Origin of the sequence: Amycolatopsis thermalba (assembly GCF_023376025.1) — a bacterium.
GTDB classification, from domain to species: Bacteria; Actinomycetota; Actinomycetes; order Mycobacteriales; family Pseudonocardiaceae; genus Amycolatopsis_E; species Amycolatopsis_E thermalba.
The window spans coordinates 6,794,654-6,819,102 of sequence record NZ_CP091196.1; the positions used below are offsets into that span (position 1 = coordinate 6,794,654).

Here is a 24,449-nt window from a genome sequence, read left to right on the forward strand (position 1 = left end):
AGCCTACGTGCCCCCCGGAGAGCGCGGAGAGGCAAGCTCCAGTGCGACGCGCAACGCCACCTCGGCCGACTCCGGCGACGGGTTCTCGTCCAGGAACTGCGGGCTGTTGCCGACCATCAGCGCGATCAGCGCCAGCCGCGCGCGCAGCTGGTCCTCGGGGGCGGCGTCGGCCGGGACGAGGAAGGTGAACAGCTCCTTCATCCGCTTGGCCAGGACGTGCCCGGCGTGCAGCTCCTTGAGCGCGGGCTGGTTGTCCTGCATGAACCGCATGATCGGCCCGAACCGGCCCTGGATCAGCGCGGAGAGCCGGCGCAGCAGCTCCTCGCGGGCCCGCGCGTGGTCGTCCTGCGCCCGCGCCCACTCGATGATCTCGTCGAGCGAGGTGCCGATGTCCTCGATCAGGCTGTGGACGATGTCCTCTTTCGTGCGGAAGTGGTAGTAGAGCGCGGCCTTGGTGACGCCCAGCGCCTCCGCGATCTCCCGCAACGACGTCTTCTCGTAGCCCTGCTCGACGAACAGGTCCAGCGCGATCTGCTGGATGCGCTCGCGCGTGTCGGTCCGCCGCCCCGCCATGACCGTCCTTCCTGAGGAACTCTCAAACTTGCTTGACGACCGGCTAGCAATGGGCCTACCGTGTCGTCGGCGCCATTACTTGTCGGCCGACTAGCAATGGTTGCTCTCAGTCTAACCCAGTTCTCCACCAGGGGGTTCCACCATGACCACCACCACTCCGGCGCCGGTGACGGCGCCCACGGATTCGAGGAAGTGGCTGGCGCTCGCCGTCGTCGGGCTCGCCCAGCTGCTCGTCATCATCGACACGACGATCGTCAACATCGCGTTGCCCACCGCCCAGGCCGACCTCGGCATGTCCGACGTCGCCCGGCAGTGGACGATCAGCGCCTACACGCTGGCCTTCGGCGGTCTGCTGCTGCTCGGCGGGCGGCTGGCCGACCGGCTGGGCCGCAAGAACACGCTCATCGTGGGCGCGCTCGGCTTCGCCGCCGCCTCCGCGCTGGGCGGGATGGCCTCCGGGCCTGGCCTGCTCATCGCCGCCCGCGCGGCCCAGGGGGTCTTCGCCGCGCTGCTGGCGCCGTCCACGCTCTCGCTGCTGACCATCACGTTCACCGAGGCGAAGGAGCGGGCCAAGGCGTTCGGGATCTTCAGCGCGATCATGATGTCCGGCGGCGCGCTCGGCTTGGTGGCCGGTGGCGCGCTGGCCGAGTACGCGTCCTGGCGCTGGTGCCTGTACGTGAACCTGCCGATCGCCGTCGCCGCCGCCGTCGCGGGCTGGTTCGTGCTGCCGAAGGTGCCGGGCCACCGGTCGACGCGGCTGGACTGGTTCAGCGCGGTGCTGGGCAGCGCCGGGATCGCCGGCCTCGTCTACGGCCTGTCCGAGGCCGCCGGCCGCGGCTGGGGTTCGGCGGTGGTGCTCGGCACGCTGGCCGCCGCGGTGGTGCTGCTGGCCGGGTTCGTGTTCCGGCAGGCCCGGGTCGGGAACCCGCTGCTGCCGCTGCACGTCGTCGCCGACCGGACCCGCTCGTCGGGCTTCCTGACCATCGCGATCGCCGCGTTCGGGATGTTCGGGATGTTCCTGTTCGTCACCTACCAGCTGCAGGCGATCATGGGCTTCGGCGCGCTCGGCGCCGGACTGGCGTTCCTGCCGTTCCTGGCGGCCAACGTGACGGTCTCGACCCTGCTGACGCGGCGGCTGATCCCGCGGACCGGGCCGCGCCCGCTGCTGGTGATCGGGCTCCTGCTGATGGCGGCCGGGCTCGCCGGGCTGACCCAGTTGTCGGTCGACACGTCTTACTGGAGCCTCATCCTGCCGGTGACGCTGGTGCTCGGGGCCGGCGCCGGGCTGGCGATGCCGACGGTCATGAACATCGCGACCGCCGGGGTGGAGCCGGCGGACTCCGGGGTGGCGTCGGCGTTCATCACGACCTCCCAGCAGGTCGGCGCGTCGATCGGCACGGCGTCGCTGAACACGATCGCCGCGAGCGCGACCGCCTCGGCCGCCGGGCTGGCCCTGCCCGCGGCGACCGTGCACGGGTACGCCGTGGCGAACGGCTGGGCCGCGGGGATCGTGGCACTCGGCGCTATCGCGGTCGGGGTCCTCGTCCGCAAGTGAGACGAGCGGAGGGGCGTCCCGGACGGGACGCCCCTCCTGCCGTGTGCGGGATCAGGCCGCGACGACGCTCTTCGGGCCTTCCTTCGGGTGCACGACGGAGGCGCCGCGGTCGGCGATCCACGCCAGCGCGGCGTCGGCCTGGCTGCCGTTGACGCCGACCCGGAAGCGGGCCACCGGGGTGTCACCGACGCGGGTCAGGCCGCCGCCGATCGTGGCGAGCTCGACCTCGAACCGCGCGGAAGCCTCGGGCAGCAGCGCGCCGACGGCCGCGAAGCCGATCAGCACGACGTCGACGGACCGGTCGTAGCTCGACGACTGGCTGCGCGGCGTGTCGATCGGGGGCAGCAGGCTCTGCGCGACCTTGCTCGCCGGGTTGGCCAGCAGCTCCAGCACGGTGCCCTGCTCGACGAGCCGCCCGTCCTCCAGCGCCGCGACCCCGTCGCAGACGCGCCGCACCGCGGCGCCGTCCTGGGTGGTCAGCAGCACGGTGACGCCCAGCTCCGCGCGGGCGCGGTCGAGGACGGTCAGCACGCCGCCGGTCTCCTCCGCGCCGACACCGGCGGTCGGGTCGTCGGCGAGCAGCACGGCCGGGCCGGCGGCGAGCGATCGCGCCAGCGCGACGCGGCGGCGCTGTCCCGGGGTCAGCTCGCTCGGGCGCAGCGCGGCGCGCTGGGTCAGGCCGGCCAGGTCGAGCAGGCGGCCGACGCGGCTGCGGCGCTGCGGACCGTCCAGGCCGAGCTGCTCCAGCGGGGCCGCGACGTTGCCGGCCACGGTGCGCTCGGCGTGCAGCACCGGCTGCGCGTCCAGCACCGCGACCTGGCGGCGCACCTCACGCAGCCGCCGCCCGTCGAGGCCGGTGGTGTTCAGGCCGTCCAGGCGCACGACACCGCGGTCGGGCTTCTCCTGCAGGGCGATGCACCGGGTCAGGGTGGACTTGCCGGAGCCGGCCGGGCCGACGACGCCGAACAGGGCGCCGGCGGGCACCTCGACGCTCACGTCCCGCAGGGCGTGGACGGGCTTGGCGGCACCGGGGAAGGACTTGGTCAGGTTTTCGACAGTGATCACGAATGGCTCCAGCACAACAGGCGCGAACGCGCCGACCGCACACCAAGGCGACCGTCCAGTGCGGACGGTCAGGCGAAGACAGGGAAAAGTGGTGGTTCAGAAGCGGTCAGCGACGACACGCACAGACCGTGCGACGACATTCGTCGACGACGCGGCGCCTCGTGAGCATCGTGCGATACACAGGAATCCTCCATCGGTCCTGGCGTTAGCACCTGCCCCGGGTGGGGTGGTTGCTGCGGCTTCGGCGAGCCAGGTCTCTCAGCCGCTCGGGATGGATACCTCAAAGAGTAGAACGGACTTCACATCTTTTTGGCAAGTCCCCGGCGCGGATCAGGTGCGAGATCACACCAACGGTGGTAAGGACTTGCTCGCCGCGATCCTGGCGAAGTCCCTTACCCCGAGCTGCTCGCCCCGGGTGCGCGGATCGACACCGGCCGCGCGGAGGATCGCCTCGGCCCGCTCCCCCGAACCGGCCCACGACGCCAGCGCGGCGCGCAGGGTCTTCCGGCGCTGGGCGAAGGCGGCGTCCACGACGGCGAACACCTCGTCCCGGTTCGCGTCCGACACCGGTTCCGCGGACCGCTCGAACGCGACGAGCGCGGAGTCCACGTTGGGCACCGGCCAGAACACCGCGCGGGGCACGGGCGCGACCTTGCGGGCCGGGCCGTACCAGGCGAGCTTCACGCTGGGGACGCCGTAGATGCGGCTGCCCGGGCCGGCGGCCATCCGGTCGGCGACCTCGGTCTGGACCATCACCAGGCCGTGCGCCAGCGAGGGCAGCTCGGCGAGCAGGTGCAGGACCACCGGGACGGCGACGTTGTAGGGCAGGTTGGCGACCAGGTGCGTGGGCTCCTGGGCCAGGTCCGCGCGCCGGAGCTTGAGAGCGTCCCGGATCTGGACGGTGAACCGGGGGACGGCTTCGGGCGCGCGCTCGGTGATGGTGACCGGCAGGCGCTGCCCGAGGACCGGGTCGATCTCGACGGCGGTGACCGTGGCCCCCGAGTCCAGAAGGCCGAGCGTCAGCGAACCCAGGCCCGGGCCGACTTCGAGGACGTGATCGCCGTCGCCCACTCCGGAGAGGTCGACGATGCGGCGGACGGTGTTGGGGTCGTGCACGAAGTTCTGGCCGAGCTTCTTCGTGGGACGGACGTCCAGCTCGGCGGCCAAGCCCCGGATCTCGGCTGGTCCGAGCAGTGCTGTCACGTCTGGTGATGCTACTGGCCCGCCCCACCCCCACCACCGCGAGTCCCACGCTCCCGCGCGCGAGTCCCACGCTCAGGTCCGCGAGTCCCACGTCCCCGCGCGCGAGTTCCGCATTCGCGGCAGGCCACCCGCAAAAAAAGATGACCCCGGCCACCGGCCGGGGTCATCATGGTCTTGCTCGGGGGGTCAGCTGGTCGCCTTGGCGCCGCAGACCGGCCAGGCTCCGTAGCCGCCGCGGTCGTCGCGCACCTTGGTCGCCACCGCGATCTGCTGTTCGCGCGTGGCCTGGTGCGGGTAGGCCGCGTACTGGTCGCCGCCGTAGGCGTCCCACGTGCTCTTGTTGAACTGCAGGCCGCCGTAGTAGCCGTTGCCGGTGTTGATCGACCAGTTGCCGCCGGACTCGCACTTCGCGATGGCGTCCCAGATGGCGCTGTCGCTGATCACCGGCTGCTTCGTGCCGACCCGGACGATCTTCGGCTTGGCCTCGACCAGCACCTTGGTCGACAGCTCCTCGCGGGCGGTCTCCTTGCCGTTGCGCTTGGTGATCCGGTAGGTCACCAGCTTCTTGCCCGCGGTGCCCGGGTCCTGGACGACCTCGTCACCGGCGTCGAGGGTCGCGTCCTTGATCTCCTGGACCTCGGGCGCGATCTCCTCTTCCTGGTTGATCACGGACACGCCGGTGCGGGAGATGTGCACCTCGGCGCCGTTGGCCAGCTTGAGGCCGAGCCCGCCGTCGATCTCGTCGTCCGGGCCGAGCGACAGGCCCTGCTCGGCCAGGAACTCCTCCGCGGTGATCGCGGTGGTGCTCACCTGGCGCGGGGCGGCGTCGCCGTCGAACACGGTGATGTTCTTGAGGGTCTTGACCTCGACGGTCGCGCCGTCCAGCGGCAGCTCCGCGTCCAGCGGCATCGAGTACGCGGTGCCCGGGCCGAACTGGCCGCTCAGGCCCAGCTGCGTGATGGCCTCCTGGAGGCTCGTCGCGCGGACCCACAACTCGCGGGCGACCCCGTCGACGACGAGGTTCAGCTTGCGGCCGCGCTCCAGCTTGATGACGCCACCGTCACCGACCGGCGCCTGCGGCGAGGGGGACAGCGCGTCGTGCTCACCGACGGTGAGACCGGCGTCCTCGAGGACCTCGCCGACCGTCTTGCCGAAGCTGTGCACGGTCTGCGTGTGGCCGTCGACGTCGACGGTCACGCTCTTGTTCATGGCCAGCGCGGCCGCGCCGCCGCCGGTCAGGCTGATCAGGAGGGCCAGGACCGAGCCCCGGAGGAACCGGCGCTTCCAGGTCTTGACCGCGGTGACGAGGGCCTTCTCCGGCTCCTCTTCGGCCTCCACGGCGGCCGTGCGGTCTTCGGACACCGCATCCGGGATGGCCAGCGCCGGGAGCATCGTGGTCTCGGCGTTGATCAGCCGGATCAGCTCGTCGACGTCGATCTCGGCCTCGGCCATGAGATCGTCCGCGTCGCTACCCAGAACCGTGCGGATGTCGTGCTCGGTGACGGCCAGGTCGTCCGAGAACGCGTCGGCGTCGGGCCAGTCGAGGGTGCCCACGGCGCCGCCACGGCTGGACTCGAACCAGTCCATCGCCTCGGTCGGGCGCGCGTCGGCCCATCTACTACCAGTCACAGCAGGTCGATCCCTTTCGCACTACGGCTCCCGGAAGTCGTCGCCATCCCCGATCCCGACCTGCACTGGCTTGACTCCGGGTGTCCCGCGCTTCGCCCGGTTGGAGCGATCATGCGGCACGGTCACGGGACAGTAACGGACCCCGGGAGGTTGCGCAAACACCGGGCGGAATGTCGTGGCGTTCGTCACTCCTCCAGGTGGATGGTTGATTTCCACGAATGTCGCAGTCCGTTCAACCCGACGTGACGGACGGGAGCCGGAAGACGCGTTCGGCGGTCTCCGACACCGCCGAACAGACGCCTTCCAGGTCTTCCGAACGGAGGTCGGCGAGGAAGTGGACCGTGTACGCCGTGCAGTACGGCTCGTTCGGGCGGCCGCGGAACGGGTGCGGCGTCAGGAACGGCGCGTCGGTCTCGACGAGGAACTGCCCGGATGGCACCAGCTTCGCCGCGGCCTGCAGCGCGCGGGCGTTGCGGAACGTGACCGTGCCGGCGAACGACAGCACGTACCCGGCGTCCACGCAGCGGCGGGCGATGTCCTCGTCACCGGAGAAGCAGTGGAACACCACGGTCTCCGGCGCGCCCTCCTCGTCCAGGATCCGCAGCACGTCTTCGTGCGCGTCCCGGTCGTGGATCATCAGCGGTTTGCCGATCCGCTTGGCGAGGTCGATGTGCCAGCGGAACGCCTCCCGCTGGGCCTCCGGCGGTGAGTAGTCCCAGTAGTAGTCCAGGCCGGTCTCGCCGACCGCGACCACCCGATCCTGCCGCGCCAGACGCTCTATTTCGGACTGTTCCGGCTCGCCGAAGTCCTTGGTCCGCGTGGGATGGATCGCCACCGCGGCCCACACCCGTTCGTCCCAAGTGGACGCCTGAGCGGCCCAGCGGGCGGCGTCGAGGTCGTCGGCGACGGTCACCATCCGGGTCACCCCGGCCGCCGCGGCGCGGTCGGCCAGCTCGGCGACGTCGGCCGCCGTGACCGCACCGCAGGCGTCTAGGTGCGTGTGCGAGTCGACCACCGGCGCCGGAAGGCGCTCCGGCACCGGCGGTCGTTCCTGCTTGCTCACTGCGCGATCGGGGCCCACTCCGGCCCGGTCTCGCCCAGCTTCGGGTCGAGCTTGGCGAACAGCGGCGTCGGCTTGGCCAGCGGACGGCCGACCTCGATCGGGATCGACTCCCAGCGCGCCTGCTCGGCCGCGTAGTCACCGGTCAGGATCGGGTTGATCCGGCCGGGGATGTCCAGGTCCTCGACGTCCTGCAGCTCCGGCTGCGCGGCCCACACGCCGGTGCCGCCCAGCGCCTCGTGCACCTTCTGCGCCGAGTGCGGCAGGAACGGCGTGAGCAGCGTGTTCGCGTCCGACACCACCTGCAGCGCGGTGTGCAGCACCGCGTCGCGGCGCTCCGGGTCGTCCTTGAGCTTCCACGGCTCCTGGTCGGACAGGTACCGGTTGGCCGCCGACACGACCCGCATCGCCTCGGTGGCGGCCAGCTTGAACCGGGACCGCTGCAGGTGCCCGCCGACGGTCTCGAACGCCTTGCGGGACAGCGCCTTCAGCTCCTCGTCGGCCGGCGCCGGCTTGACCGGGGCCGGGATGGCGCCGTTGTTCTTGTGCGCCATCGAGATCGAGCGGTTGACCAGGTTGCCCCACTCGTTGGCCAGCTCGAAGTTGGTGCGGCGGACGAACTCGTCCCAGGTGAAGTCGGTGTCCTGGGTCTCCGGGCCGGCCACCGCGATGAAGTAGCGCAGGGTGTCCGGGCCGAACTCGCGCAGGAAGTCGTTGACGTAGATGACCGTGCCGCGCGAGGTGGAGAACTTCGACCCGCTCATGGTCAGGAACTCGCTGGATACGATCTCGTCCGGCAGGTTGAGCCTGCCGTACGGGCCGACCTGACCGCCCTTATCCCCGGCGCCGTTGTGGCCGAGCAGCAGCGCCGGCCAGATCTGGGCGTGGAAGGTGATGTTGTCCTTGCCCATGAAGTAGTAGCCGCGCGCGTCCGGGTTGTTCCAGAACTCCTGCCAGGCGTCCGGGTTCCCGCTGCGGCGGGCCCACTCGACGCTGGCCGAGAAGTAGCCGATCACCGCGTCGAACCACACGTAGAACCGCTTGAGCGGCTGGTCGCGCCAGCCGTCCAGCGGGATCTTCACGCCCCAGTCCAGGTCACGCGTGATCGGCCGGGGCCGCATGTCGTCGAGCAGGTTCTTGGTGAAGTTGACGACGTTGGGCCGCCAGTCCGTCTTGGTCGACAGCCACTTGCCGAGGCTCTCGGTGAACGCCGGCAGGTCGAGGAACAGGTGCTCGGTCTCGACGAACTTGGGCGTCTCGCCGTTGATCCGCGACTTCGGGTTGATCAGCTCCGCGGCGTCCAGCTGGTTGCCGCAGTTGTCGCACTGGTCGCCGCGCGCGCCGTCGTACCCGCAGATCGGGCAGGTGCCCTCGATGTAGCGGTCGGGCAGCGTGCGGCCGGTGGACGGGCTGATCGCGCCGGTGGTCGTCTTGGGCACGACGTAGCCGTTGCGGTGCAGCGCCAGGAAGATCTGCTGCGTGACCTCGGCGTGGTTGCCGGTGCTGGTGCGGGTGAACAGGTCGTAGGTCAGCCCGAGGCCCTGCAGGTCCTGGCCGATCTGGCGGGTGTACTTGTCGGCCGTCTGCTGGGAGGTCAGGCCCTCCTTGTCCGCCTGGACGGTGATCGGGGTGCCGTGCTCGTCGGTCCCGGACACCATGAGCACCCGGTTGCCGGCCATTCGCTGGTAGCGCGAGAACACGTCCGACGGGACGCCGAAGCCGGAGACGTGGCCGATGTGACGGGGCCCGTTGGCATAAGGCCAGGCCACCGCCGTCAACACAGGGATGCTCATGCCTGTTTAGCGTACGGATGCCGTCTCGTGCATTGTTACCTGGGAAGGCTTAAGGAGGTCGGGTGTCGCCGACGCGGCTGCTGGTGCTGGGCGTCGTACGGATGTACGGCAAGGCGCACGGCTATCAGGTGCGGCGTGAGCTGCTGACCTGGTCGGCCGACCGGTGGGCCAACGTCCAGCCCGGGTCGATCTACCACGCGCTGAAGAAGATGGCGGCCGAGGGCCTGCTGGAGGCGGTGCCCGACGAGCCGGAGGGGCGCGGGCCGGACCGGGTCGCCTACCGGCTGACCGGAGACGGCGAGACCGAGTTCCAGGTCCGGCTGGCCCAGATGCTGAGCCAGCTCGGCGAGAACGACGCGCAGAACGCGTTCGGCTTCGCCGCGGCGCTCACGTTCCTGACCTGCCTGCCCCGGCAGCGGGCGGCGTCCCTGCTGCAGCACCGGCTGACCCAGATGGAAGGCCAGCTCGCGTCGGTCCGGCACGTGCTGGGGCACGGCGTCGAGTGGGGCCAGCCGGCGCACGTGAACGAGCTGTACCGGCTGTGGGCCACCAACGTCTCGGCGACGATGGAGTGGGTCCGCAACCTCATCAAGCGGCTGGAGGACGGCGAGTACGTCATGGCCGACGACCCGGGACGCAGCTTCGGCGAGCCGCCCCGGTGATCAAGTAATCAAATTTGACTACGGCGCGATAGTTGGGGCAGAGTGGCCGCGCTCACTAGTCAAATTTGACTACTGACTCAAGGGGGATCTTCTGATGATCAAGGCACGCGGCCTCGCGCGGACGTTCACCGCGCGCGGCCGCAGCGTCGAAGCCGTGAAGGGCGTCGACATCGACGTCGCCGAGGGCGAGCTGGTGGGGTTCCTCGGCCCGAACGGCGCGGGCAAGACCACGACCCTGCGCATGCTGACCACGCTGCTGCGCCCGACCGCGGGCGAAGCCCAGGTCGCCGGGCGCGACCTGCTGGCCGACCCGGTCGGCGTGCGCAGGCAGATCGGGTACGTCGCGCAGGGCGGCGGCGTGACCCCGGAGATGAAGGTGCTCGAGGAGATCGAGCTGCAGGGCCGCCTCTACGGCATGTCGAAGGAGAACTCGCTGCGCCGCGGCCGGGAGCTGGTCGAGCAGCTCGACCTGGTCAACCTGGACCAGCGGCTCACCAAGACCCTGTCCGGCGGCCAGCGGCGGCGGCTGGACATCGCGCTGAGCCTGATCCACGACCCGAAGCTGATCTTCTTCGACGAACCGACCACCGGGCTCGACCCGCAGAGCCGCGCCAACCTGTGGGAACACATCCGGCGGCTGCGCGCCGACCACGGCGTGACGCTGTTCCTCACCACGCACTACCTGGACGAGGCCGACTCGCTGTGCGACCGGATCCTGGTGATCGACAACGGGCGGATCGTGGCCGAGGGGTCACCGGACTCGCTCAAGGCGCGCGTGTCCGGGGACGGCGTGACGATCGGGGTGGCCCCGGAGTTCGTGGGTGCCGCGGCCGAGGTCGCCGGGCGCCTGGCCGGCGCGCACGAGGTGACCACCGGCGACGGCGTGGTGCGGTTCCGGGTGCCGCGCGGGGACACCGCGCTGCCGGAGCTGCTGCGCCGGCTGGACGCCGACGGCATCGCGATGACCTCGATGCAGGTGCACCGGCCGACGCTGGACGACGTGTTCCTCACGCTCACCGGCCGCTCGCTGCGGGACGCCGAGCAGTCCCAGACCTCCCCGGAGGCCGCCCATGTTGCGTGACACGTGGCTGATCTTCAAGCGGGACTGGACGTTGTCCATGCGCAATCCGGCGTGGGTGATGATCGGCATCATGCAGCCGGTGCTGTACCTGGTGCTGTTCGGGCCGCTGATGGAGAAGGTCGTCAGCAGCACGCCGGGCTTCCCGCCGGGCAGCAGCTGGACGATCCTGACACCGGCGCTGATCATCCAGCTGGCGCTGTTCAGTTCGTCGTTCGCCGGGTTCGCGCTGCTGATGGACTACCGCAGCGGGGTGCTGGAGCGGTTGCGGGTCACGCCGGCGAGCCGGGTCGGGCTGCTGCTGGGCAAGGTGGCGAACAACGTGATCCAGGCGGTCATCCAGGCCGTGCTGATCACGGTGCTGGCGTATGTCGCGTTTGGACTGGACGCGCCGGTCGGCGGGGTGCTGCTGAGCCTGGTGATCGTCGGCCTGGTGGCGGCGACGCTGGCTTCGGCGTCGTACGCGGTGGCGCTGACGCTGAAGAGCGAGCAGGCGTTCCCGGCGCTGCTCAACGCCGTGCTGATGCCGGTGCTGCTGCTGTCCGGCATCCTGCTGCCGATCACCAGCATCCTCGCGCCGGACTGGCTCTACACCCTCTCGCGGATCAACCCGTTCACCCACGTGGTCGACGCCGAGCGGGCCACGTTCCGCGGCGACCTCACGATGGACGCCCTGATGACCGGCTCGATCATCCTCGTGGTGATGGCGGTGCTCGCGGTGTTCTGGGGCACGCGGACCTTCCAGAAGGAGAACGCCTGACCGACGCGGCCGCGGTCGCCGACCGGTGATTTCGCCGATGCCGCGGCGACCGCGGCCGCACCACACTGGCCCTCCCCACACCACGGAGGTGACCAGTGCGCACAGCCGTCCTCGCAACGCTCCTGGCGGTGTTCGCCGCGGTACTGCCCGCCACGGCCGCGGCCGCCACCCCGACGATCACCACGCCACCCGCGGGCAGCCACGGGTTTCCGTTCCTCGCCGCGGCCGAGGACCTCGGCTCGTTCGGCTACACCGAGAGCGAGTACTTCATCTCGGGCACCGCGACCGCCTACGCCAAGTCCGGGCTGTGGACCTCGAGCGGCCGCTGGGACGTCCGGCCGACCACCCAGGCCGGGTACCGGACCCGCCTGCTGGTGCGGCGCCCGAGCGATCCCGCGCGGTTCAACGGCACCGTCGTCGTGGAATGGCTCAACGTCAGCGCCCAGCTGGAGCTGTCGCCGGACTACTGGTTCACCCGCGACGAGCTGCTGCGCCGGGGCTACGCGTGGGTCGGCGTGTCCGCGCAGTCGGTCGGCGTCAACGGCGGGCTCGGGGACATCGCCGGGCTGCGCGGCTGGGACCCGGCCCGCTACGGCAGCCTCGTGCACCCCGGCGACGCGTACGCCTACGACATCTTCTCCCAGGCGGGGCAGGCGTTGCGCACCCCGGACGGGCCGGATCCGTTGGGCGGACTGGAGATCCGGACGCTGCTCGCCGACGGGGAATCGCAGTCGGCCGGGTTCATGACCACCTACGCCAACGCCGTCCAGCCGGTGTCCGGCGTCTACGACGGCTTCCTGATCCACAGCAACAGCGCGGTCGCCGCACCGATCAGCGGGCGGCCGGCCGACGTCCTGACGATGCCGAACCCGAGCCGGATCCGCACCGACACCGCGGTGCCGGTGTTCGTGGTGCTGACCGAGACCGACGTGCCGGGCGCGTCCGCGGCCCGGCAACCGGACACCGACCGGGTCGTGCACTGGGAGCTGGCCGGCACGGCGCACGGTGACCAGTGGGCGTTCGACCTCGGCGACCCGACGCTGAAGAAGTCGGTCGGCTCGGCCGCGCCCCAGCCGGACTGCGCCGCGGGTTCGGCGCCCTTCAACGACGGCCCCGGCCACTACTCGATGAACGCCGCACTGCGCTACCTCACCACGTGGGCGCAGGGCGGTCCGCGCCCGGCGAGCGGCGCGCTGCTCGACGCCGACCGCCGCGATCCGCGCACCGGACTGGCCCTCGGCGGCATCCGGCTGCCCGATGTCGCCGTGCCGACCCGCACGCTCAGCGGCGAGCGGGACACCTCGGGCAGCGGGGTGTTCTGCGGCCTCTACGGCGCCCGCGACCCGTGGAACGGCGACGCCGACCCGTGGGACCAGCACGACGCCGGCGACCCGTCCGACCCGTCGTACCCGCCCACCGCGGAACCGGTGCTGAGCCGCCTGTACCCGACCAACGCCGACTACGTGAGCAAGGTGCGGGCCGCCGCCGAGTCCTCGGTCACCGCCGGGCACCTGCTGCCCGAGGACGCGGCCGCCATCGTCGAGGCGGCACGGCACTCCGGAATCGGCGGTTGACCGCGGCCGGCAGACCCCGGCCGGACCGGGGACTGCCGGCAGCCGCGGATCTCCCGGGCAGCCTCTCGTGTACTTGCCGTGCATCACACCCTTTTCGGGTGGTGCGTCGATACGGCAACCGGGGCTTTCCGCGCTTATGGTGACTACACAGTGTCTTGAGGAGCGCATTTCGGAAATGTGAAGGCGGCGGTTTGACGGAGGGCAGCACGGAGCGCGGGATCAACCTCGCGCTGCACGCGACCGTGGCGGACTGGGACGCGGTCCGTTCCGGCGCTGTCTCGTTCGCCTCCATCACCGTCACCGAGAACACGAACTGGCTCGACCACGGCGCGGGCAAGCAGATCGAGGCGGCGCAGCGAGCGGGTCTCCGCACCGGCATCCGCCACTACGCGCGTCCGGGCGCGCCCCACGACCAGGCCGAGCTGTGCGTGCGGGCGGGACGCAGGCTCGGGGTGTTCGGACCCGGTTCGCTCGCGCCGACGCTCGAGGTCGAAGCGGAAGGCGTCGACGACCGGTTCGTGAAGGCGTGGATCAAGACCGTGCGGCAGTCCGCGGGCATCCAGCGGGTCGTCATCTACGCCGACTACGCGCTCTGGCTGCGGCGGCTGCACCCGGAGAAGTGGGCCGACCGCGAGGTCGTGCTGTGGGTGGCGCGGCACAACGACATCCCGGGCCGGCCGGGCTGGTTCCACCCGCGCCTGGCGCTGCACGAGCACAGCTCGGTGCCCCCGATGCCCGGCGTGTCCGGTCCGATCGGGATGGACGCGCTGGTGTACCCGTTCACGCTGGCCGACCTACTGCTCTAGCCGGCTGCGCATCAGGAACACGTTGTACGGCCCCCACTGGGACATCAGGTAGTAGATCTCCGGGCCGTCCAGCGCCCACGGGTGCAGGTACCCGCCGTAGAGGCCGGGGTACCGGTGCCCGGGCACGGCGGCCTGGCCGGGCGACCACGGTCCGGTGAGCCGGTCGGCGGAGTGCAGCAGGATCGCGCCGCCCGGGTCGTCCAGGTGCATCGCCAGCCACTGTCCGAGGTGGACGTCGTAGGCGACGGACAGCTCGCCGACCGGGCCCGGGATGACCGGCGCGGCGGCGAACTCGTCACGGGTCCAGCCGCGGCCGTCGAAGTACTCGTAGGAGGACGCGTCGAGCAGGTGCGGGATCGCCGCGCGGGCCAGGTAGGCGTCGCCGTGCCGCCCGTTGGTGGTGCCGAAGAGGTAGAGGTGGTCCCCCTCGCGGGCGAGCGCGCACATCTGGAACGGATCGTCCCGCTCGGCGCGGTTGATCCACCGCGCGCTCCAGGGCTTGTCTAGGTCACCCCGTCGCGCGACACGGCGAGGCCGGAGTAGTTGGTGGTCCACTTCCCGGGCGGGCCCCACTGCCGGACGGACATGTAATGGACGATCTGGAGCCCGTCGACGGCCAGGCCGGAGTTCGGGATGACCGTGACCTCGTCGCGGCGCTCGTCCCGCGGGATGACCTGGGCGGCGGTCCCGTCCGGCCGGGCGACGACGCCGTCGAGCGTGAGACCGGCGGCGAGGTCCGTCGTGGTGGAGAACGCGAGGACGTTGCTGCGCCAGTCGGCGCTGTCCGGGCCGCCGCCGTCGCCACCCCAGCCCTCGCCGAAGGTGTCGCCGAACAGCACGAAGACCCGGCCGTCCCCGCCGTCCCACGGGATGCCGAGGTCGGTGCCGTGGATGGCGAACCGGTCGGTCCGGTTGATCGAATCGGCGCCGGTCACCTTGCAGATCTGCTCCGTTTCCGCGATGCGAACCATGGCCCGACCGTAAGTCACAATGGTCCCGTGCGGGTGACACGAACGAGACTGGGCCGAGGCAGGACACCGGACGAGGTGTTGCTGCTCCTCGACGAGCGCGCCCGCTTCCGGGGCATCGGCACGGCGGCCGGTCTGTGCGGCGACTGGTTCGGCTCCCGGGCGGTGCTCGCGCCCGAGGTCCAGCTCCGCCCGGTCACCGACCCGTTCGAGGTCCCGGACCTGCAACCGCGGGTCGAGCCCGCGGACGGCGTCGTCGGCGGCGGCTGGTTCGGATACCTGTCCTACGACCTCACCGACCCCTCCGGTCGCCGCGCCGACCTGCCGAAAGCCGTCTGGGGCTGGGCCGACCACGTCCTGCGGCTGGACGCCGACGGCTGGTGGTGGTTCGAGTCACTCGACGCGGACGCCACCGCGGCGGAGTTCGAACGGCTGCTGAGCCTCCCGGCGCCCTCGCCGAGCTGGCACGCCGGCCCGTTGCACCGTCCGTTACCGGCCGAACACGGCGACGCGGTCAAGGCCTGCGTGCACGCGATCGAGGCCGGTGAGCTGTTCCAGGCCAACATCTGCACCCGCTTCGAGGGCACGTTCGAGGGATCGCCGGCCGCGTTGTTCGCGCAGGGCGTCCGCGGGTTGCGGCCGCGCCGGGCGGCGTTCCTGACCGGTGACTGGGGCAGCGTCGTGTCGTTGTCGCCCGAGCTGTTCCTGGCCCGCCACGGCGACCGCGTCCGCTCCACCCCGATCAAGGGCACCCTCCCCCGCCGCGGCCCCGCCGACGACGCGCTGGCGCGGCGGCTGCGCGAGTCGGTCAAGGACGTCGCCGAGAACGTGATGATCACCGACCTGGTGCGCAACGACCTGGGCCGGGTGTGCGCGGTGGGCAGCGTGCGGGTGCCCGAGCTGCTGCGCGTCCGGCCCGCGCCCGGGGTGTGGCACCTGGAGTCGACGGTGGAGGGGCGTGTGGTCACCTCGGACGCCGAGCTGCTGGCCGCGACGTTCCCGCCGGGCTCGGTCACCGGCGCCCCGAAGATCCGGGCGCTGGAGCTGATCGCGGAGCTGGAACCCCGCCCGCGCGGCGTCTACACGGGTGCGATCGGTCTGGCCTCCCCGGTGGCCGGCCTGGAACTGAACGTGGCGATCCGCACGTTCGAGCTGCACGGCGACCGCATCGCCCTCGGCGTGGGTGGCGGCATCACCGCGGACTCGGACGCGGAGGCAGAATGGCAGGAATGTCTGCACAAGGCCGCACCACTGGAAGCCCTGCTCACCTGATCCGCCCCGGGACGCCCACCGACATCGACGGCGCGGCGGCGACGCTGGGCGCCGCGTTCGCCGACTACCCGTTCACGCGGCACACCGTCGCCGCTGACGCTCACGTCGCCCGGGTGACCGGCCTGCAACGGCTGTTCCTGGAGCACATCGGACTGCCGCACGGACGCGTGTGGGTGAGCGACGACCTGGCGGCGGTGGCGGTGTGGACGACGCCGGCCTCCGGGGAGATCGATTTCGGCGAGCTGGGCCCGCGGCTGAGCGACTTGGCCGGCGACCGGGCGGCGGCGGCAGCGGCCGCGGAGGAGGCACTGGCCCCGCACCGGCCGACCGGGCCAGCGTGGTTCCTCGCGACGGTCGGCGTGGCCCCCGACCGGCAGGGCGAGGGCCTGGGACGGGCGGTCCTCGCCCCCGGCCTGCGCGCCGCCGCCGCGGAGGGCCACCCGGCGTACCTGGAAACCTCCCTGGAGGCGAACGTCGGGTTCTACGAGGGCCTGGGCTTCGAGGTAACGGCGAAGGTCCCGCTCCCCGAGGGACCCCTCACCTGGACGATGCGGAAGGCCCCGGCCTGACCCACCCGAGCGGCCACGGCGAATGCCAGGCCGCCGCGCCTGGGTGGTGGCAGGGCCGCCACCCAGGCACCACCCACCTACTCGACGGCGGAGGCCGCCCCCCTCAACGCCGCCGCGCCCGCACAACTCCCTCTCCCCGCCGCCAACGGCCCCAACCCGCGCCGGCAGCCCGACCACTCACGGCCTCAACCCCTCACCAGCCCCCGGACCACCGCTCATGCGCGCCGCCAACGGCCCCAACCCGCACCGGCAGCCCAACCACCACTCACGGCCTCAACCCCTGACCAGCCCCCGGACCACCGCTCACGCGCGCCGCGCTGCCAGCACCGCGTCGTACAGCTCCTTCTTCGACACCCCCGCCGCCTCGGCGACCTCCGCCGCCGCCGACTTCAGCCGCTCGCCGGCCGCCACGCGGGCCGAGACCTCGGCCACCAGGTCCGTCACCGACACCGCCCGCGGCCGGGCGCCCTCCAGCACCACGGTGATCTCGCCGCGCACACCCTCGGCCGCCCACGCGGCCAGCTCCGGCAGCGTCCCGCGCCGGACCTCCTCGTACGTCTTCGTCAGCTCCCGGCACACCGCCGCCCGCCGCTCGTCGCCCAGGGCCGCGGCGGCCTCCGCCAGCGTCGCGGCCAGCCGGTGCGGCGACTCGAAGAACACGACCGTCCGCGGCTCGTGCGCCAGCTCCCGGAACCAGCGCCCCTTCTCACCCGGCTTGCGCGGCGCGAACCCCTCGAAGCAGAACCGGTCGCTGGGCAGCCCGGACAGCGCCAGCGCGGTCGTCACCGCCGACGGGCCGGGCAGACAGGTGACCGGCAGATCCTCCGCCACACACGCCGCTACCAACCGATATCCCGGGTCGGACACGCTGGGCATGCCGGCGTCGGTGACCAGCACGACCGTCTCCCCCGCCCGCAGCGCCTCCAGCAGCTTCGGCAGGCGGGACGTTTCGACGTCCTCGTAGAAGCTGACCACCCGCCCGCGCGGGGTCACGTCCAGCGCGGTGGCCAGCGACCGCAGCCGCCGGGTGTCTTCGGCGGCGATCACGTCCGCCTCGGCCAGTGCGGTGACCAGTCGCGGCGAAGCGTCGCGGGAGTCACCGAGGGGGGTCGCGGCGAGGACGAGCGGCATGGCCTTCACCCTATTAGCCGCGCGGGAACTCCGAGTTCACCCGTGGGTCCCTAGGATCACCCCCGTGACCGCTCTGCTGACCCGACCGGACCAGGTGGACCACCTCCGCCCGCCGACGGACCGTGCCGCCACCCTGCTCGGACGGCCGATGCCCGGCGACCGGCTGCGCGGCTGGGTGGTCACGATCGTCCTGACGCTGGTCGCGGCGGTCACCCGCTTCCAGAACCTCGGCGTCCCCACCGACAAGGGCACCCCGGTCTTCGACGAGAAGCACTACGTGCCGCAGGCGTGGCAGATGCTGCGCAACGGCTGGTTCGAGGACAACGCCGGCTACGAACTGGTGGTGCACCCGCCGCTGGCGAAGCAGCTCATCGCGCTCGGCGAGTGGATGTTCGGCTACAACGGCTGGGGCTGGCGGTTCAGCGCCGCGCTGGCCGGCACGATCATCGTGCTGCTGACGATCCGCATCGCGCGGCGGCTGACCCGCTCGACGCTGCTCGGCGGGATCGCCGGGATCCTGGTCATCTGCGACGGCGTGCTGTTCCTGCAGGCCCGGATGGGCATGCTGGACATCTTCATCGCCCTGTTCGCGCTGTCCGCGTTCGCCTGCCTGCTGTGCGACCGCGACCAGGTGCGACGGCGGCTGGCGGTGGCGGTCGCCGAAGGCTGGGCGGACGAGTCGCCGTGGGGTCCGCGGCTGGGTTTCCGCTGGTGGCGGTTCGCGGCCGGGGTGTGCCTGGGCCTGACGTTCGCGGTGAAGTGGTCTGGCCTGTACTACATGGCGTTCTGCGGGCTGTTGTGCGTCGGGTTCGACGTGGCCGCGCGCCGGGCGGCGGGCGTGCCGCGGCCGTGGGCGGGGACGCTGCGCCGGGACGTGCTGCCCGCGCTGTGGGCGATCGTCGCCGTCCCCGCGCTGCTGTACCTGGCGAGCTGGTGGGCGTGGTTCGCGAGCGAGTCCGGCACCGACCGGCACTACGTCGAGATGCAGGGCATCGACCCCGGGTTCTGGAGCTGGGTGCCGCCGGCGCTGCGGTCGCTGGGCGACTACTCGATGAACGTGCTGCACTTCCACGAAAGCCTGGTCACGCCGAAGAACGACCCGCACCCGTGGGAGTCGAAGCCGTGGACGTGGCCGATGGGGCTGCGTCCGATGCTCTACTACTACGAGTCGGGCAACGGCACGTGCGGCGCGTCGGACTGCATCCGGGCGACGATGCTGATCGGCACGCCCGCGATGTGGTGGCTGGCGTTCCCGATGCTCGCCTGGGGCCTGTGGCGGTGGCTGTTCCGGTTCGACTGGCGCTACGCCGCGGTGCTGGTCGGGTACCTCGCCGGGTTCCTGCCGTGGTTCACCAACATCGACCGGCAGATGTACTTTTTCTACGCCACGCCGATGGCGCCGTTCCTGGTGCTCGGGCTGACGCTCGCGCTGGGCCAGATCCTGGGCAGCGCGCGGCGTGGGTTCGAACGCCGCGGGACGGGGCTGCTGGTGGTGGCCCTGTACGCCGGCCTGGTGGTGGCGAACTTCGCGTGGCTGTGGCCGATTCTGAACGGCGACCCGATCAGCAACGCCCGCTGGCAGGCGGAACTCTGGCTACCGTCCTGGCGATGACCGGGCACGTGGACCGCGCGCGGGAGTCGTCCGACCGGGCCGCGGAGGACTACGCCGAGTTCGCAGGCCCCCGTTTCGCGGCGACCGCGGTGGGCTGGGCGCGTTCGCCGAGCTGGTGACCGGCCGGGTCGCCGATGTCGGCTGCGGCCGAGGTTGTCGCGGTGGCGCGTGCCCGGGTGGTACCGCGGCGGCGCGGACCACGGGAGCACCGCCCAGGTACCGCCCCAGACGCGGCACGATCCGCGCCACGGCCCCCTCAACGACTCGCCTAGACCACGACCCCAACCCGCTCTGGCCGGCGCGGCGCGTCAGCGACGGGGCGGCATCGCCCGGGTGGTGCCGCCCTGGCGGGGCACTATGCGCGTCACCGGGCCGTCCATCGACTTGCCGGACCTCGACAGGAAGCCCTCCACCTCCCGGACCACCGTGTGCAGCGTCGGGCGGCGGCGGGGTTCGTTGTCGAGCGACGCGATCAGCAGCCGGGCGTGCGCGGAGCGCTGCGGCAGCTTCGAGACGGGCTCCGCGCGGGCCGCCGCCATCAGGGCGGCCATCGGCGTCTCGCGGGTGCCTCGCGGCGGGTAGCCGGACAACGCGTAGCTCACGGTGGCCGCCAGCTGCCACGCGTCGGACGCCGGGGAGGCCGCCGCGCCCGCCGCCTGCTCCGGCGCCACGAAGTCCGGGGTGCCGATCATCATCCCGGTCGCGGTCATCGTCGAGTCGCCGCGGCTGCGGGCGATGCCGAAGTCGATCAGGTGCGGCATGCCCTGCGGGTCCAGGATCACGTTCGACGGCTTCACGTCGCGGTGCAGCACACCCTTCTCGTGCGCCGCGGCCAGCGCGCCGGCCATCGTCGCCCACAGGCGGCCCGCCGCGATGTCGTCGAGCGGGCCCATCGTGTCCACCGCGGTGGCCAGCGACTGGCCCTCCAGGTACTCCATGACCAGCGCGAGCCCGTCCGGCTCCTCGATCAGGTCGTAGACCCGCACGCAGTTCGGGTGGTTCACCATGGCGAGCGCCCGCGCCTCGCGGCGCATGCGCTCCTCGGTGTCCCGGTCCGGCGCGTGCGCGATCTTCAGCGCGACCGTGCGACCCAGCTGGTTGTCCACCGCCTGCCACACCGTGCCGAACCCGCCGTGACCGAGACGCTTGATCCGCCGGTACCGGCCGCCGCCGTTGGCCGTCGACCCCGGCGGCACCGGAACCGGGCCGGGCGCCGCGGCGAGCTCCTGCGCGGCCGGCGCGACCGCGGTCGGCGCGTACTGCTTGGGCAGCTGCTGCGGCGGCGGAGGCGGTGGCGGCACCTGCGGCGGAGGCTCGCGCCGCGGCTCCGGGCGCGGCCGCTCCGGTTTGTTGATGACCGACCACGACGGCGGCCCGACCAGCGCGATCGGGATGATCCCGAGCATGGCGATCGGCAGGAACCCGAGCCACAGGAACACGCCCGCGTTGGCCGAGACACCCACCGAGAAGACCACGAACAGCACGAACCCGGCCCACAGCAGACGGCCCGGCCACTTCGGACCGCGCCGCATCGCCGTGCGGGCCTGCAGGATCATGAACAGCAGCGCGACCACCGGCAGTCCGACGAGCGCGCCCAGGTAGTAGCCGTAGGCGAGGACGTTGCCGGACGGGTAGAAGATCGTTTCGAAGACGTTCTGCCCGCCGCCCAGGTAGTCGCTCTGGGTGCCGATGAACGAGCAGTACTCGCGGTTCAGCGTGGCCAGGTCGGCCTTCGACAGCGACGACGTGCCCTCGGCGGCGGCCCGGTAGATGCCCGAGATGCCGTTGAAGGCCATCCACGGCAGCCCGAACGAGAACACGAACGCGATCACGCCGATGGCGGCGATCGTGCCGGTGTCGTACCGGTTGCCGGTGAACTTCCGCATGAGCGCGACGAGGACCGCGCCGGCCACCGGGAACAGGGCGGTCAACGCCCCCGCGGCCACCGTTGCCCACACCCAGTCGCCGGGGCAAAAGCCCGGGTTGAACAGGGCATGCGCGAGGGACAGCAGCCAGTCCGCGAACGCGTTCACCGCCCGGGTCCCTTCGTGTTCGGGGTCGTCTTCCGGTCTTCCACCCTATTCGCACCTTGGACGCGGCAGGGGGCGGGCGGGTTGCGGTCGGGTTCCGGCCACCCTGCGGAGTGAGGGTCCTCAGATCCCCGGCCGCCAGATCACCGGGGCCAGCCGCTCCGCCTCGACGCGCCACCGCTCCCGCCGGAATCGCAGGACCAGCACCGCCAGCAGGGCACTGCTGACCACCGCACCGGCCACGACGACGGCGATGACGCCGGTCAGCCCGCCCAGCACGACCGCGGCGAGGCCCAGCGCGACGACCGCGGCGACCGCGAACTGTCCCTGGCCGAGCCACACCCACCGTCGTCCCGCCTCCAGCTCGGCCAGCAGACCCTGCGCGCCGGTGGTGAGGCGGGCGTCGGGCACGTTCAGTTCGAGGATCCGGCGGGCCGCCCACGCGCACAAGTCGCGCTGGCGTGCCGAGGTGACGACGGGCATCCCCTCTCTGGTCACACTCCGTGCGGACACGGTCAACGCTTCGAGTGCCAGCGCGAGCCGCAGGCGGAGGTCGGGGTCCGCGGGAGCGGCGGCGAGCTGCTGCTCAAGCGCTTGAACAGCGGTCATCGGGTCGGTCTGTTCGGTCACGGCGAATCTCCTGAAAGGAGTAACCCGGGCGGGGCGCCCAATGCTACCCTCAGTGCTCACTTCTGCACGAGCGGTTGACTGAGGGGACATCGATGCCGCCTCCTGGGGGCCAGCCGACCTCGGCGCGCGTGGCGCTGCTCGCGGGTGTGGCGAACCTCGTCGTCCTCGGCGCCGTGGGCACGGCGCTGTTGCTGGTCCGCGACGACGGCACCCGCGGCGACACCGACCTGGCCGTCGCCACGACCAGCCCGGCCACGACGACCACCAGCACCCGCACGTCGAGCAGCCGCCGCGCCACGACGACCACCACAACCACGACCACCAGCTCGGCCCCACCGGTGAGCGAGGTGACCGGCCCGGCCGCCATCCGCACGGTGATCCCGGAGGGCTGGACCGTCGCACCCACCCAGTCCGCGGGCAGCGTCCAGGCCACCGATCCCGCCGACAGCTCCCGCTACGTCCGCTACGGCGGTTCGGCCGTCCCGAACGTCTCGATCCTGGAGGCCCACCTCGAGGCCGAACGCAACTTCGCCGCGGCCCGGCCCGCCTACTCGCGCATCGAACTCACCCAGACGACCCTGCGCGGGTACGAGGCGATCGTCTGGGAGTTCGAGTGGACCGCGCCGGAGGGCAGACGGCACGTCAAGGCCGAGTACTGGCGCGCGTCCGGCACCGAGTACTTCGTGTACGCCTCGTCGAAGGTCGCCGACTGGCCCGCGATGGTCCCGATCCTGGCCGCCATGACGGAGAACGCGATCCCGTGAGCGAAACGACGATCACCGCCTGGACCGTCCCGCCCCAGGTACGGCCCCAGGACGACACGACGCGGTACCTGTGCGCCGCCGCGCACCTCGACTCCGGCTACGCCGACAACGCGATCCGCGAGTTCCTCACCGAGCCGACCCGCCCGCTGCCGCACTCGCCCGGCTTCGACCCGGCACGCGTGCTGGTCGAGGCGATCGCGTCGCGTGGCCGCCGCAAGCTCCGGGACGGCATCCTCGCGGTGCTGTTCGGCCTGTTCGTCTGGGCCTCGGGCCCGAGCCTGTTGCTCTTCGCGTGGCTCGCGCTCGCGGTGGTCCTGGTGATCCCGTCGATCTGGCGCACGGCGATCAACGTCGCGCTCAAGGCCGCGGTCGTCGCGGTGCTCGGCGCGTTCACACTGGCCGGCCTGCTGCTGTACCTGATCGGCACGATCGATCCGGAGACGACCGAGGACTTCACCGGCGGCTACTACAGCGACTACTACGGCCCGCCGCCCGGCGACGAAGAGGTCTGGTTCTACGTCTCGATCGCGCTCGTCGTGCTGATGCTCGCGATCCTGGTGACCGACCGGCTGGTCGTGCGTTCGCTGCTCGTCGACCGGTTCGGCTACCGGGCCCGCAACCGGCCGCCGGCCGACCCGTTCACCGCCGAGCGCCCGCTGCTCGGTCTGTGCCCGCCGCGGTTTCTGCGGCAGCTGCACCGCTATCGCGACGCCGAGCAGACCCCGCAGGGCACGGTCCCGCTGTTCGTGCACCGCGGGTACAACCCGTTCGTCGGCGCGGGTCTGCACCGCGAATCGTGGTCGATGGCGCTGCCGCTGGAACGGCTGCCGGAGGACCGCAAGCCGGACGGTTCGCCCTTCGACGAGCTGACCACGCCGCTGCTGTACGAGCGGGTCCGCGCGGCGATGGCGGTGTTGCAGGAGAGCGAGTCGCTGTCGCCGGACCGCCGGTTGCGCGAGCTGTCGATCCGGGAGGCCGTGTTCGCCTCCTCCGCCGAGCTGATCGACCACGTGAACCAGCCGGAGTCGGTCGTCTACCTGCGCGGCTTGGACAGCGCGCCGGAACGGCACCTGCCGCCGGGCGAGGTCACCGCGCTGCGGCAGCAGCCGCGTGAGTGGGCCCGCTACTACTTGTGCTTCCAGGTCGAGACGTGGGACCGGGACCTGGTGATGTCCAGCTTCCTGCACGCGGCCGCCGACGCCAGCACCCTGTACCTGGAGTGGACGCCGTGCGTGCTCCCGCCGGTGCGGGACCGCTACCGGGCGGTGGACAAGCTGCCCTCCGGCGTGATCGCCCCGATCGGGCAGGCGCTGCTGCGGCTGGCGCGGCTGCCGGTGACGGTGTGGGGCCGCGCCCGGCACACGCTGGAGTGGATCCAGCCGCTGCGGCAGGATCGCGGCCTGATCAACCCCGACGCCTACGGTTCGCTGCGCACGCTGCGCGAGATGGCCGCCGCCGACGAGGTGGACAGCTATTTCCAGCTGGTCGACGTCGAACGCTACGAGAAGATCCTGCACAGCAGGCTGATGCCGGCGATCAGCCGCATCCTGCGCGACTGCGGTTACTCGCCGGCGAGCTTTGAACGGCAGGCCGCGACGGTGATCCACAAGGAGATCACCATCCACGGCGACAACTACGCGCCGATCAACACCGGCGCGAACAGCGGCTCCATGGACGGCGCGAACGTCCAGTCGGCACCGGCCACGGGAGATTGA

Annotated in this window: 21 protein-coding genes, 1 pseudogene and 1 riboswitch; of the genes and pseudogenes, 12 read left to right on the top strand and 10 right to left on the bottom strand. The window is 71.7% G+C overall.

Annotated elements, in window-relative coordinates:
* Nucleotides 1-3: 3 nt before the first annotated feature.
* The gene (locus tag L1857_RS32885; RefSeq protein ID WP_094004560.1) at nt 4-573 is read right to left on the bottom strand and encodes a TetR/AcrR family transcriptional regulator; all 570 of its coding nucleotides are present in this window, start codon (nt 571-573) and stop codon (nt 4-6) included.
* A 166-nt stretch (nt 574-739) separates the two neighbouring features.
* On the opposite strand from L1857_RS32885, the gene L1857_RS32890 reads away from it, so the two are divergent.
* Nucleotides 740-2,128 (top strand): MFS transporter, encoded by a 1,389-nt coding sequence (locus L1857_RS32890; RefSeq protein WP_116109495.1) that lies wholly within the window; start codon nt 740-742, stop codon nt 2,126-2,128.
* A gap of 51 nt (nt 2,129-2,179) precedes the next feature.
* Here L1857_RS32890 and L1857_RS32895 read toward each other — a convergent pair whose 3' ends face one another.
* From L1857_RS32895 to metG, 5 genes are all read right to left on the bottom strand, one after another.
* Nucleotides 2,180-3,193 (bottom strand): methionine ABC transporter ATP-binding protein, encoded by a 1,014-nt coding sequence (locus L1857_RS32895; protein WP_116109443.1) that lies wholly within the window; start codon nt 3,191-3,193, stop codon nt 2,180-2,182.
* Between the two features lie 187 nt (nt 3,194-3,380).
* Nucleotides 3,381-3,471, bottom strand: a riboswitch (SAM riboswitch).
* Between the two features lie 64 nt (nt 3,472-3,535).
* Nucleotides 3,536-4,396, bottom strand: coding sequence for a 16S rRNA (adenine(1518)-N(6)/adenine(1519)-N(6))-dimethyltransferase RsmA (gene rsmA / locus L1857_RS32900; RefSeq protein WP_094004558.1), 861 nt, complete (start codon nt 4,394-4,396; stop codon nt 3,536-3,538).
* Between the two features lie 186 nt (nt 4,397-4,582).
* Nucleotides 4,583-5,983, bottom strand: coding sequence for a resuscitation-promoting factor (locus L1857_RS32905; RefSeq protein ID WP_116109442.1), 1,401 nt, complete (start codon nt 5,981-5,983; stop codon nt 4,583-4,585).
* A gap of 274 nt (nt 5,984-6,257) precedes the next feature.
* Nucleotides 6,258-7,088 carry a TatD family hydrolase gene (locus tag L1857_RS32910; protein WP_094004556.1) on the bottom strand — a complete coding sequence of 277 codons (831 nt, stop codon included), beginning with the start codon at nt 7,086-7,088 and terminating at the stop codon, nt 6,258-6,260.
* Complete coding sequence (gene metG / locus L1857_RS32915; protein ID WP_094004555.1) at nt 7,085-8,878, bottom strand: methionine--tRNA ligase; 1,794 nt, start codon at nt 8,876-8,878, stop codon at nt 7,085-7,087. The genes L1857_RS32910 and metG overlap by 4 nt, the downstream gene beginning before the upstream one ends.
* A gap of 62 nt (nt 8,879-8,940) precedes the next feature.
* On the opposite strand from metG, the gene L1857_RS32920 reads away from it, so the two are divergent.
* The 5 genes from L1857_RS32920 (at nt 8,941) to L1857_RS32940 (ending at nt 13,758) form a co-directional block, all read left to right on the top strand.
* On the top strand, nt 8,941-9,540 hold the full coding sequence (locus L1857_RS32920; protein ID WP_094004554.1) for a PadR family transcriptional regulator: 600 nt from the start codon (nt 8,941-8,943) through the stop codon (nt 9,538-9,540).
* Nucleotides 9,541-9,634: 94 nt separating this feature from the next.
* Nucleotides 9,635-10,621: an ATP-binding cassette domain-containing protein gene (locus L1857_RS32925; RefSeq protein WP_094004553.1), complete on the top strand. Its 987-nt coding sequence runs from the start codon at nt 9,635-9,637 to the stop codon at nt 10,619-10,621.
* On the top strand, nt 10,611-11,378 hold the full coding sequence (locus tag L1857_RS32930) for an ABC transporter permease (RefSeq protein WP_116109441.1): 768 nt from the start codon (nt 10,611-10,613) through the stop codon (nt 11,376-11,378). Before L1857_RS32925 ends, L1857_RS32930 begins: the two co-directional genes overlap by 11 nt.
* 95 nt (nt 11,379-11,473) lie before the next feature.
* Entirely contained in the window at nt 11,474-12,952 is a 1,479-nt protein-coding gene (locus L1857_RS32935; protein WP_233157155.1) for an alpha/beta hydrolase domain-containing protein, read from the top strand.
* A gap of 191 nt (nt 12,953-13,143) precedes the next feature.
* Entirely contained in the window at nt 13,144-13,758 is a 615-nt protein-coding gene (locus L1857_RS32940) for a glycoside hydrolase family 25 protein (RefSeq protein WP_094004551.1), read from the top strand.
* On the opposite strand, the pseudogene L1857_RS32945 reads toward L1857_RS32940, so the two are convergent.
* Nucleotides 13,747-14,729: pseudogene (locus tag L1857_RS32945) on the bottom strand (glycoside hydrolase family 183 protein). The gene L1857_RS32940 and the pseudogene L1857_RS32945 overlap by 12 nt on opposite strands.
* A 75-nt stretch (nt 14,730-14,804) precedes the next feature.
* Between L1857_RS32945 and L1857_RS32950 the strand changes: the two are divergent.
* Both L1857_RS32950 and L1857_RS32955 read left to right on the top strand, forming a co-directional pair.
* A complete protein-coding gene (locus tag L1857_RS32950) occupies nt 14,805-15,998 on the top strand; it encodes an aminodeoxychorismate synthase component I (RefSeq protein WP_233157157.1) in 1,194 nt (397 codons plus the stop codon).
* Entirely contained in the window at nt 15,956-16,567 is a 612-nt protein-coding gene (locus tag L1857_RS32955; protein ID WP_283258027.1) for a GNAT family N-acetyltransferase, read from the top strand. Before L1857_RS32950 ends, L1857_RS32955 begins: the two co-directional genes overlap by 43 nt.
* A 303-nt stretch (nt 16,568-16,870) precedes the next feature.
* Here L1857_RS32955 and rsmI read toward each other — a convergent pair whose 3' ends face one another.
* Nucleotides 16,871-17,698, bottom strand: a complete 828-nt coding sequence (gene rsmI, locus L1857_RS32960) for a 16S rRNA (cytidine(1402)-2'-O)-methyltransferase (RefSeq protein ID WP_162830557.1) — start codon at nt 17,696-17,698, stop codon at nt 16,871-16,873.
* 64 nt (nt 17,699-17,762) lie between these two features.
* On the opposite strand from rsmI, the gene L1857_RS32965 reads away from it, so the two are divergent.
* Both L1857_RS32965 and L1857_RS35520 read left to right on the top strand, forming a co-directional pair.
* Complete coding sequence (locus L1857_RS32965) at nt 17,763-19,310, top strand: dolichyl-phosphate-mannose--protein mannosyltransferase (protein WP_116109438.1); 1,548 nt, start codon at nt 17,763-17,765, stop codon at nt 19,308-19,310.
* Nucleotides 19,307-19,429 (top strand): hypothetical protein, encoded by a 123-nt coding sequence (locus L1857_RS35520; protein WP_255407863.1) that lies wholly within the window; start codon nt 19,307-19,309, stop codon nt 19,427-19,429. Before L1857_RS32965 ends, L1857_RS35520 begins: the two co-directional genes overlap by 4 nt.
* Nucleotides 19,430-19,618: 189 nt before the next feature.
* Here the strand turns inward: L1857_RS35520 and L1857_RS32970 are convergent, their stop codons facing one another.
* Entirely contained in the window at nt 19,619-21,343 is a 1,725-nt protein-coding gene (locus L1857_RS32970) for a serine/threonine-protein kinase (RefSeq protein WP_094004547.1), read from the bottom strand.
* 120 nt (nt 21,344-21,463) lie between these two features.
* Complete coding sequence (locus L1857_RS32975) at nt 21,464-21,970, bottom strand: hypothetical protein (protein WP_116109436.1); 507 nt, start codon at nt 21,968-21,970, stop codon at nt 21,464-21,466.
* A 92-nt stretch (nt 21,971-22,062) separates the two neighbouring features.
* On the opposite strand from L1857_RS32975, the gene L1857_RS32980 reads away from it, so the two are divergent.
* Together L1857_RS32980 and L1857_RS32985 are read left to right on the top strand one after the other, a co-directional pair.
* On the top strand, nt 22,063-22,734 hold the full coding sequence (locus L1857_RS32980; RefSeq protein WP_233157154.1) for a hypothetical protein: 672 nt from the start codon (nt 22,063-22,065) through the stop codon (nt 22,732-22,734).
* Entirely contained in the window at nt 22,731-24,449 is a 1,719-nt protein-coding gene (locus tag L1857_RS32985) for a hypothetical protein (protein ID WP_116109435.1), read from the top strand. Before L1857_RS32980 ends, L1857_RS32985 begins: the two co-directional genes overlap by 4 nt.